Genomic DNA, 3046 nt, shown 5'->3' with positions numbered 1-3046 from the left:
TGGTTGCGGGGGCAGGATTTGAACCTGCGACCTTCAGGTTATGAGCCTGACGAGCTACCGGGCTGCTCTACCCCGCGGTAGTTTGTTGAGAGAGTTACGCTTCTTTCCAGGTCTGGCGGTGACCTACTCTCCCACGTCTTTTGACGCAGTACCATTGGCGCTACGGCGCTTAACTGCCGAGTTCGGGATGGGATCGGGTGTTTCGCTCGTGCTAAAGCCACCAGACCGGGAAAGGAGCGTATCGGCGTGACCCATTCGGGTTGGTTGTCCAAGGATGCTTTTTGGAAGCTGACGTGCAGATATTTTTTTCTGGTCTGTCTTCTTCCGGATCAAATCAAGCCAATCGAGCGATTAGTACCGGTCAACTGAACGCATTGCTGCGCTTACATCTCCGGCCTATCGACGTGGTGGTCTTCCACGGCTCTCAAGGGATACCTTGTTTTGAGGGGGGCTTCACGCTTAGATGCCTTCAGCGTTTATCCTTTCCGTTCATAGCTACCCTGCACTGCGGCTGGCGCCACAACAGGTCCACCAGTGGAACGTTCACCCCGGTCCTCTCGTACTAGGGGCAACTCCTCTCAAGTATCCTACACCCACGGCAGATAGGGACCGAACTGTCTCACGACGTTCTAAACCCAGCTCACGTACCTCTTTAAATGGCGAACAGCCATACCCTTGGGACCTGCTCCAGCCCCAGGATGAGATGAGCCGACATCGAGGTGCCAAACGATGCCGTCGATATGGACTCTTGGGCATCATCAGCCTGTTATCCCCAGCGTACCTTTTATCCGTTGAGCGATGGCCCTTCCACTCGGGACCACCGGATCACTATGGCCGACTTTCGTCTCTGCTCGACTTGTCAGTCTTGCAGTCAGGCTGGCTTCTGCCATTGCACTCGACGAGCGATTTCCGACCGCTCTGAGCCAACCTTCGCGCGCCTCCGTTACTTTTTGGGAGGCGACCGCCCCAGTCAAACTACCCACCACGCAGGGTCCCGGACCCGGATAACGGGCCGCGGTTAGACATCAAGAGTGCGAAGGGTGGTATCTCAAGGGAGGCTCCACCGGAACTGGCGTCCCGGTTTCAGCGCCTACCACCTATCCTGCACATCACAATCCTGATGCCAGTGCGAAGCTATAGTAAAGGTGCATGGGGTCTTTCCGTCTAACCGCGGGAAGTCTGCATCTTCACAGACAATTCAATTTCGCTGAGTCCACGTTTGAGACAGCGGGGAAGTCGTTACGCCATTCGTGCAGGTCGGAACTTACCCGACAAGGAATTTCGCTACCTTAGGACCGTTATAGTTACGGCCGCCGTTTACCGGGGCTTCAATTCAAGGCTTGCACCTCTCCTTTTAACCTTCCGGCACCGGGCAGGCGTCAGACCCTATACGTCGCCTTACGGCTTCGCAGAGCCCTGTGTTTTTAGTAAACAGTCGCCACCCCCTGGTTTGTGCCCCCCGCCGGCAGTTGCCTGCTGACGGGGCCTCCTTCTCGCGAACTTACGGAGGTATTTTGCCGAGTTCCTTAAACGTGGTTCTCTCAAGCGCCTTGGTATTCTCTACCAGTCCACCTGTGTCGGTTTAGGGTACGGTCTGATGGAGGGCTGTTTCCAGGGACCGCTCAGCTGCCCGGCCAATCCGATAAGGCCGAACAACACTTGCGATCCGTCACCATCTCCTGGCCCAGGAATATTAACCTGGTTCCCATCGACTACGCCTTTCGGCCTCGCCTTAGGGGCCGGCTTACCCTGCTCAGATTAGCTTTAAGCAGGAACCCTTGGACTTTCGGCGACAGGGTCTCTCACCCTGTTTGTCGCTACTCATGTCAACATTCTCACTTCCGATCACTCCACCGGATGGCTTACGCCCCGGCTTCACAGTAAAGCTCGCGCCTCCGCTGACCCACCCTCTTGCGAGGGGGACAGGTCAGAAGAGGCAAGAGCTTATATCACGGAACGCTCCGCTACCGCGCACCATAAGGTGCACCCAAAGCTTCGGCTCGTGGCTTGAGCCCCGTTACATCTTCGCCGCAAGACCTCTTGACTAGACCAGTGAGCTGTTACGCTATCTTTAAAGGATGGCTGCTTCTAAGCCAACCTCCTGGTTGTTTTGGAAGTCTCACATGCTTTCCCACTTAGCCACGAATTGGGGGCCTTAGCTGTTGGTCAGGGTTGTTTCCCTCTCCACGACGGACGTTAGCACCCGCCGTGTGTCTGCCAGATAGTTCTTCCCGGTATTCGGAGTTTGCTTAGACTCAGTAAGGCTGTGGGCCCCCATCATCCATGCAGTGCTCTACCCCCGGGAGAATTCGTCTGACGCGCTACCTAAATAGCTTTCGCGGAGAACCAGCTATCTCCAGATTTGATTGGCCTTTCACCCCTAGGCACAAGTCATCCCGACCTTTTTCAACAGGTGTGGGTTCGGCCCTCCAGTTGGTGTTACCCAACCTTCAGCCTGCTCATGCCTAGATCATCTGGTTTCGGGTCTGATCCGTCTGACTGAAGCGCCCTTTTAAGACTCGCTTTCGCTGCGCCTACACCTAACGGCTTAAGCTTGCCAGACAGACCAAGTCGTTGACCCATTATACAAAAGGTACGCCGTCAGGGCTCGAGGCCCCTCCGACTGCTTGTAGGCGTCCGGTTTCAGAAACTGTTTCACTCCCCTCGTCGGGGTGCTTTTCACCTTTCCCTCACGGTACTGGTTCGCTATCGGTCAGCAAGGAGTACTTAGCCTTCGAGGGTGGTCCCCCGATCTTCAGACAGGATTTCACGTGTCCCGCCCTACTTAATACGTCCGCTCAAACTTCCCATACGGGGCTGTCACCCGCTATGGCTGGCCTTTCCAGGCCATTCTGGTCATTCTCACGGCTCGGCTGGTCCCCGTTCGCTCGCCACTACTAGGGGAGTATCTGTTGATTTCCTTTCCTCCGGGTACTTAGATGTTTCAGTTCCCCGGGTTCGCTCTCAAAACCCTATGTATTCAGATTAAGAGTACCTGATTATACCTGCTGTTGACTGCATAGCAGACAACAGCAAGCATTCAGGT

General features: G+C 55.4%; 1 tRNA gene and 2 rRNA genes (1 of these 3 only partly in view). All 3 read right to left on the bottom strand.

Features of this window, described 5'->3' with window-relative positions:
- Nucleotides 1–77: transfer RNA gene (locus tag M511_RS18675), tRNA-Met, on the bottom strand.
- A gap of 33 nt (nucleotides 78–110) precedes the next feature.
- A 5S ribosomal RNA gene (gene rrf / locus M511_RS18670) occupies nucleotides 111–225 on the bottom strand.
- A gap of 105 nt (nucleotides 226–330) precedes the next feature.
- Nucleotides 331–3046 (bottom strand): 23S ribosomal RNA (locus M511_RS18665) (it continues 130 nt past the right edge of the window).

The organism is Paracoccus sp. J56, assembly GCF_019633685.1.
GTDB lineage: Bacteria > Pseudomonadota > Alphaproteobacteria > Rhodobacterales > Rhodobacteraceae > Paracoccus > Paracoccus kondratievae.
This window is presented reverse-complemented; position numbering and strand designations above follow the sequence as displayed.